General features: G+C 42.0%; 4 protein-coding genes. All 4 read left to right on the forward strand.

Annotation, left to right across the window (positions count from 1 at the left end; all coding sequences use genetic code 11):
- Positions 1 to 481: 481 nt before the first annotated feature.
- The gene (locus tag H5200_RS22305; RefSeq protein WP_182762691.1) at positions 482 to 2554 is read left to right on the forward strand and encodes a M13 family metallopeptidase; all 2073 of its coding nucleotides are present in this window, start codon (positions 482 to 484) and stop codon (positions 2552 to 2554) included.
- Between the two features lie 1417 nt (positions 2555 to 3971).
- A complete protein-coding gene (locus H5200_RS22310) occupies positions 3972 to 4847 on the forward strand; it encodes an NTP transferase domain-containing protein (protein WP_182762693.1) in 876 nt (291 codons plus the stop codon).
- 49 nt (positions 4848 to 4896) lie between these two features.
- Positions 4897 to 5970 (forward strand): phosphotransferase enzyme family protein, encoded by a 1074-nt coding sequence (locus tag H5200_RS22315; protein ID WP_149980682.1) that lies wholly within the window; start codon positions 4897 to 4899, stop codon positions 5968 to 5970.
- Between the two features lie 417 nt (positions 5971 to 6387).
- Positions 6388 to 7758, forward strand: a complete 1371-nt coding sequence (locus H5200_RS22320; protein WP_182762695.1) for a Gfo/Idh/MocA family protein — start codon at positions 6388 to 6390, stop codon at positions 7756 to 7758.
- Positions 7759 to 7996: the final 238 nt, after the last annotated feature.

Consider the following 7996-nt stretch of genomic DNA (forward strand, 5'->3'; position numbering starts at 1 on the left):
CAAAATTTGGTGTGGTATTTGTGCGTCAGCAAGCTCAACGCCTACGGTGTTAAATTTTACTCTGGTGTTTAATTAATTACTTGTAGGCGAGTGGCTTGCCACCGCGTTTCAAAATGTGGCGTGGTATTTTGCGTCAGCAAGCTTAACGCCTACGGGTGTTAAAGTTTGTCTCGGTGTTAAATTTACTTTGATGTCTAATTAATTACTTGTAGGTGTGGTTTTATGCCGCGCTTTTGTATTTAGATGTTAGATGGAGCTAGTCTCTGCCTCTAACCTATATCTTTCATTGCTCGGTGGTGAACTTAAAATTGCGAGTGATAAACCCTCGCTTACAAACTTTGTTACATATTAAAAGCGCTTGTTTTGGTTCATCGGTTTATTGTTGCACTGAACAAGTTTAATATGGAAATAGCGAATATTCTATCGAAGTACTTTATTTGAGTGGTGAATATTTAAACGATAACTAACAAATGAGATAGTCATGAAAAAAGTAACTCTAACTGCGGCAAGTATTGCACTTGCTTTGGGATTAGTCGGTTGTGGCGAAAAACAAGAATCAACAAAAGCGCCTGAGGTCACGGTGGTTAGCGCACCAGTAGAGCAGTTAAATTCAGGTATTGAATTAGCAAATATAGATAAGTCGGTCCGTGCACAGGATGATTTTTATTATCACATTAATGGTCAATGGTTGGCGACGACTGAGATCCCTGGCGATAAATCAAATTACGGTTCATTCTCACAATTGTATGACGACTCTCAAGCCGCAATGAAAACAGTGCTTGAACAAGCGGCTGCTAATACAGCTGCTAAAGCCGGAACTGATGAATATAAGCTAGGTGCGTTCTTTAAGAGTTACATGAATGAAGCCAAGCGTGATGAATTAGGTATAACACCGCTAAATGGTCCGTTAACTGCTATTGATGGTGTTAAAAATAAGTCTGATTTAGTTACACTTATGGCGCAAATACGTATTCAAGGTGGCGCGGTGCCATTTGGTTGGTATGTAAATAATGACGCTAAGAACTCGAGTGAAAATGCATTATATGCGTATCAATCAGGCCTTGGCTTACCGGATCGTGATTATTATTTAAAAGATGACGAAAAGTTCACTAAAATTCGTGCCGCGTACCAAGTTTACATTGCTGACGTTTTAAAACGCGCAGGTGTAGAAAAAGCCGATGAAGCTGCTAAAGCAATTATTGCACTTGAAACCAGTATTGCTGATGCACAGTGGACGCGTGTTGAAAGTCGTGATGCTACAAAGTCTTATAACAAAATGAGCGTAAGTGATGCAAGTAAGCTAACTGGTGAGTTTGACCTTGCTGAATACTTCAAAGCGTCTGGTGTAAATGTACAAGATATTATCGTCAGTCAGCCTAGCTACTTTGAAAAGTTTGCCGATATTTATAAAGCAACAGACCTTGAAACGTGGCAACAATACCTTAAATTTCATTTAGTAAGTAACTACGCAGGTATATTAGATAAAGATCTGGTTGATTTAAACTTTAACTTTTACAGCACCACATTACGCGGCGTAAAAGAGCAAACTCCGCTTTGGAAACAAGCCGTTGATGCATCAAATGAAGTGTTAGGTGAAATTTTAGGAAAAGTGTACGTTAAAGACAATTTCCCGCCAGAAGCAAAAGCGCGCATGGAAGAGTTAGTTGATAACGTGATCAAAGGCTATGGCGTTGCGATTGAAAATCTTGAGTGGATGAGCCCTGAAACCAAGCTTGCTGCGAAAGAAAAGCTCGACAAATTTACCCCAAAAATTGGCTACCCAGATAACTGGAAAGACTATTCACAGTTAAGCATTAATGCGGATGATTTAGTTGGTAACTATATTCGCCATAGTGAATGGGCTTATGCTGATATGATTGACAAGCTAGGCAAGCCAGTGGATCGTTCTGAATGGCACATGACACCACAAACAGTAAATGCTTACTATAACCCGGTGAATAACGAAATTGTATTCCCTGCGGCAATTTTACAACCACCATTTTTTAACTTAGAAGCTGATGATGCGGTTAACTACGGTGCAATTGGTGCGGTAATTGGTCACGAGTTAGGGCATGGTTTTGATGACCAAGGTGCTAAGTATGATGGTGATGGTAATTTACGTGATTGGTGGAGCGAGTCAGACCTTAAACAGTTTGAAGAGCGCACTGGTCAGTTAGTTGCACAGTATAACGAGTATCAACCATTTGCAGATGCCAGTGTTAATGGTCAATTGACCTTAGGTGAGAATATTGGCGATTTAGGTGGCCTAACGGTTGCTTTCACTGCTTATCAGTTATCGCTAGGTGGCGATAAAGCGCCAGTCATTGATGGTTATACCGGTGATCAGCGCTTCTTTATGGGTTGGTCGCAAATTTGGCGTCGTAAATACCGTGACGAAGAGCTACGTAACCGCCTAATGACAGATCCGCATTCACCAAGCCATTACCGCGTGATCGGTATCTTGTCGAATATGCCTGAGTTTTATCAAGCGTTTGACGTAAAAGAAGGCGATAAAATGTATATTAAACCAGCTGATCGCGTAAAAATTTGGTAATTAGTTTTTATTAGTTTGATGATTAAACGGTGGCTTAGGCCGCCGTTTTTGTTTTGAGGGGGAGTAAAAGGTTAAAGGTTAAAGGTTAAAGATAAAGGGGCTAGGTGCTAGGGAAGTGACTAGGAGCGCGTTGCTCGAAGCCCATGGCATTTACCCTCATTGTCTTCTCTTTGTGCGTCAGCAAGCTCAACGCCTACGGGTGTTAAGTTGTACTTTGATGTTTAATTAATCACTTGTAGGCGAGTGGCTTGCCACCGCGTTTCAAAATGTGGCGTGGTGTTGGTGCGTCAGCAAGCTCAACGCCTACGGTGTTAAATTTTACTTTGATGTTTATTACTTACTTGTAGGCGAGTGGCTTGCCACCGCGTTTTGAAATGTGCTCTGGTGTTTTTGCGTCAGCAAGCTTAACGCCTACGGGAGTTAAGTTGTACTTGATGTCTAATTAATCACTTGTAGGCGAGTGGCTTGCCACCGCATTTTAAATGTGGAACGGAGTTTGTGCGTCAGCAAGCTTAACGCCTACGGGTGTTAAATTTTACTTTGATGTCTAATTAATCACTTGTAGGCGAGTGGCTTGCCACCGCGTTTCAAAATGTGATGTGGTATTTGTGCGTCAGCAAGCTTAACGCCTACGGGTGTTAACGTTTATCTCGGTGTTAAATCACTTGTAGGCGAGTGGCTTGCCACCGCGTTTTAAATGTGGCTCGGAGTTTGTGCGTCAGCAAGCTTAACGCCTACGGGTGTTAACGTTTATCTCGGTGTTTTATTACTCACTTGTAGGCGAGTGGCTTGCCACCGCATTTTAAATGTGGAACGGTGTTTGTGCGTCAGCAAGCTTAACGCCTACGGGAGTTAAGTTGTACTTTGATGTTTAATTAATTACTTGTAGGCAAGTGGCTTGCCACCGCGTTTTAAAATGTGTTGTGGTGTTTTGCGTCAGCAAGCTTAACGCCTACGGGTGTTAAATTTTACTCTGGTGTCTAATTAATTACTTGTAGGCGAGTGGCTTGCCACCGCGTTTTAAATGTGGCTCGGTGTTTGTGCGTCAGCAAGCTCAACGCCTACGGTGTTAAATTTTACTTTGATGTTTTAATTAATTACTTGTAGGCGAGTGGCTTGCCACCGCGTTTTAAATGTGGTGTGGAGTTTGTGCGTCAGCAAGCTTAACGCCTACGGTGTTAAAGTTTATCTCGGTGTTAAATTCACTTTGATGTTTAATTAATTACTTGTAGGCGAGTGGCTTGCCACCGCGTTTTGAAATGTGCTCTGGTGTTTTTGCGTCAGCAAGCTTAACGCCTACTAGGGAAGTGACTAGGTGCTAGGCTAGAACCTATCCCCTAAAACCTAGCTCCTATAGCTAGATCTGGCGGTTGAAACTGGTAAACTCAGCTTTATTAAACGTTAAAGCTGATTAAAAATGAAAAAACATCATCTAAGTTTAGTTGTCCTCGCGGGTGGCTTGGGCTCTCGTTTTGGTGGCAATAAACAAATCGCTGAGATTGCTGGGTTGGGTTGTACCATTATGGAGTTGAGTATTGCTGATGCTGTTGCCGCAGGAGTAACTCAGGTTGTATTAGTGATCAATCAGGCTGTGCGCAGCGAGATTGAGCAAGTGATTTTACCGCGCTTACCAATGGGGATTGATGTTGTGTTGGTTGAACAACGCATTGATTTAGTGCCAGAACAATTCCAATTACTTGCACAACAGCGAAGTAAGCCTTGGGGCACCGGGCATGCTTTATTATGCGCTAAAGATCATGTTCATAACCCCGCGATCGTCATCACAGCCGATGATTATTATGGCGCGTCGTCATTTTTATTACTCGCTGAACATTTTAAAAACCTGACTAGTTGGGCTATGGTGGGTTACCCAATTATTGATACTTTGTCAGATCAAGGTGGGGTGAATAGAGGCGTATGCCAAGTTAAAAATAACCAATTAATTGATGTTGTTGAGTATTTAAATATTCAGCACGAGAACGGTCAAATAATGGGTGATAACCCGCAGGGAATCCGTGAGCAAATTGCCGTGGATGCGTTGGCATCAATGAGTTTTTGGGCAATTACGCCAACATTTTTTGACCGCTTAGAAGCAGGCTTTGACGAGTTTCTGCAAAAGTATGACAACGGTGTCAGAATGGAGTATTATTTACCCGATCAAGTTCAACAAGCGATCACATCTAATCAACAAATAGTTACCATATATAGCGCAAAAGAGTCGTGGTATGGAGTGACTTATAAATCAGAATTACAGGATGTTACAGGTAAATTATATGAATTACGTCACGGATGAACTAGCCCCGATCTTGCCTTTTCCAGGGCACAACAATAGCGAAGTAAGTATGAAGTCAAATTCCATTGCGGTTTACTTGTCTGAGAGTTTTGGTCTTGGTAGTGAAAAAATCAGCATGAAGCCAATTGGTAGTGGTCACATAAATAGCACTATGCTATTAACTGCACCAAAAAAATCATTAGTTGTTCAAAAACTAAATACCGAGGTTTTTCCTGAACCAGATATGTTAGTTAAAAATGCTCGTTTAATTGAACGTCATTTAACTAAAAAACGTCAATTAGGCGAGTATGATTTAGCAATCATCCGCCATGTTCCTACAGTTGAAAATAACTATTTAGTTGATTGTGATAACGGTGTTTGGCGCGCACTCGAATTTATTGGCGGCAGTTATAGTGAAGATGTAGTTTTAAATACTTCACAAGCGCAAACTGCAGCCAATGCATTTGGTCAATTTGCTGTTGCTTTAGAAGACTTTGATGCCAAGCAACTACATCATGTTATTCCTGATTTTCATAACTTAGCGATGCGCGCTGAAAAGCTCAAAGCTGTGGTTGCAAAAGATCCACAGCAGCGCTTAGCCAGCTGCCAAGCTGACGTTGATTTTTGTTTCGCGCAATTTGGCTTAATTGATGAGCTTAAAGCATTGACGGGCATTGTACCGGTTCGACCATGTCATAATGATACTAAAATTAATAATATGCTGTTTTGTAATACATCAAATGATGCCAAAGCAGTGATTGATTTAGACACCTGTATGCCTGGTTATTGGTTGTATGATTTTGGTGATATGGTGCGTACTTTTTGCTCTCCTGAACAAGAAGATTCAACGGATTTAGCTAATGTATGTGTGCGTGAAGAGATTTTTGCAGCGGTAGTCAAAGGTTATGTAGAGCCTTTGAAAGACTTGATTACCGAACAAGAAAAACAAAGCTTTTGGTTAGGCACTAAAGTAATGACCTTTATGATTGGCCTACGTTTTTTAACTGATTACATTGACGGTGATCATTATTTTTCAATCAAGCATGCTAACCATAACTTAGAACGTGCGCAAAATCAGTTTGCTTTATATCGTGATATTCTCGCAAAAAAAACCACGCTTAAAGCTATTTTAAGAGATGTGTGATTTTTTCAGTTAAAGGGCTAGGTTGTAGGTTTTAGGGGGAAGTGAAATATCTTCTCACTAACACTCATTCACTTCTCTTTGTACAAAAATAGTTTTCGTAGGAGCCGGCTTTAGCCGCGAACGAAAGATTTAAAAGATTCATTCACAAATAGGTTAAGAGGCGCGTTTAAAATTGCGCGAGGTAAACTCCTGCCTACGGGTTGGCATTGGTGCTTGGGTTGTCGTAGGCGCGGCTTTACGCCGCGCGGTTTATAAAATTCATGGCTAAAGCCATTTCCTACATCGTCGATTGAGATTGGTTAAATACCAAGAGTTAGGGTTAATTCTAACCCCTTCCTATGCTATCCATCCCCATCTGCTTTACCTCCCAAGCTGTTTTAGGTAAGTTAAAACTAGATTAGTTCTAGGATAATAATAATGAAGCAGTTTAATCGTCGAGATTTTTTAAAAGCCGCGAGTGCTACGGCAGCGGCTAGTGTGATTTCAGGATGTGCCACGGGTACTCAAAGTGGCGTTATTACTCCCCCAGCGCAAGGGCGCTCTGTAATTGGCCTTGTCGCGCCAAAAATGGATGTAGTACGGGTTGGGTTTATAGGCTTAGGGCAGCGTGGTTTTGGCCACGTAAAGCGTATGAGTCATATTGCTGGTACAGAAATTAAAGCAATATGTGATACCCATGACGAAGTATTACAGCGTTCAGCTAACTACCTCACTGACAAAGGGTTGGCTAAGCCTGCACTTTATACTGGCGCCGATAATGCCTATCAAGCAATGCTTAATCGCGATGATATTGATATTGTGATTATTTCTACGCCATGGTCGTGGCATGCACCGATGGCAATCGATACCATGAATAGTGGCAAGCATGCTTTTGTTGAAGTGCCATTAGCATTGACGGTTGAAGAAATGTGGCAACTAGTTGATACCGCTGAGCGCACGCAAAAGAACTGTATGATGATGGAAAATGTCAACTATGGTCGTGATGAGTTAATGGTATTGAATATGGTTCGCCAAGGCGTGTTTGGTGAGCTGCTACATGGTGAGGCGGCGTATATTCATGAATTACGTTGGCAAATGAAAGAAGTGGAGCATAAAACTGGTTCTTGGCGTACCGCTTGGCATGCAAAACGAAACGGTAATTTGTATCCAACGCACGGTTTAGGCCCTGTGTCACAATATATGAATATTAATCGCGGCGATCGGTTTGATTTTTTAACCTCGATGAGTTCGCCGGCACTGGGCCGTAGCGCCTATGCAAAGAAAGAATTTCCAGCCGATCATCAACGTAATCAGCTTAATTATATTGCTGGCGATATGAATACCACGCTTATCAAAACAGTAAAAGGGCGCAGTATTATGGTTCAACATGATACCACCACGCCACGTCCATACTCGCGCCATAATTTAATTCAAGGCACTAACGGTGTGTTTGCTGGTTTTCCAAATCGTATTGCGCTGGAAGATGGTGGTTCGAAGAGCTTCCATGAGTGGGATTATGAAATGGCTGATTGGTATAAAAAATACGACCACCCACTGTGGACCAAAATGGGCGAAGAGGCAGAGCGTAACGGCGGCCATGGCGGCATGGACTTCTTAATGTTCTGGCGGATGATTTATTGTTTACGTAATGGTGAGGCGCTTGATCAAGATGTTTACGACGGCGCTGCTTGGTCTGTTATATCGCCGCTGTCGGCACAGTCAGTTAGTAATCGTAGTGCGTCAATTGATATTCCCGATTTTACCCGTGGTGCATGGCAAAGCGCCAAACCGTTAGGAATAGTTGGTTAAATGCTAAGAGCTGCGCGAGGCAAACTCGCGCATATTGTGTTTTTGCGTCAGCAAGCATAACGCCTACGGGTGTTAAAGTTTATCTCGGTGTTAAATTTACTTTGATGTTTATTACTTATTTGTAGGCGAGTGGCTTGCCACCGCGTTTCAAAATGTGATGTGGTGTTTTTGCGTCAGCAAGCTCAACGCCTACGGTGTTAAGGTTTATCTTGGTGTTAAATTTACTTTGATGTTTAAT

The organism is Pseudoalteromonas sp. SG43-7 (genome assembly GCF_014164295.1).
Classification (GTDB): Bacteria; Pseudomonadota; Gammaproteobacteria; order Enterobacterales; family Alteromonadaceae; genus Pseudoalteromonas; species Pseudoalteromonas rhizosphaerae.

What these genes read in the sequence shown, in the direction of transcription:
- H5200_RS22305 (WP_182762691.1), top strand. Translation starts at nt 482, where the DNA reads ATGAAAAAAGTAACTCTAACTGCGGCAAGTATTGCACTTGCTTTGGGA.
- H5200_RS22315 (WP_149980682.1), top strand. Translation starts at nt 4,897, where the DNA reads ATGAAGTCAAATTCCATTGCGGTTTACTTGTCTGAGAGTTTTGGTCTT.
- H5200_RS22310 (WP_182762693.1), top strand. Translation starts at nt 3,972, where the DNA reads ATGAAAAAACATCATCTAAGTTTAGTTGTCCTCGCGGGTGGCTTGGGC.
- H5200_RS22320 (WP_182762695.1), top strand. Translation starts at nt 6,388, where the DNA reads ATGAAGCAGTTTAATCGTCGAGATTTTTTAAAAGCCGCGAGTGCTACG.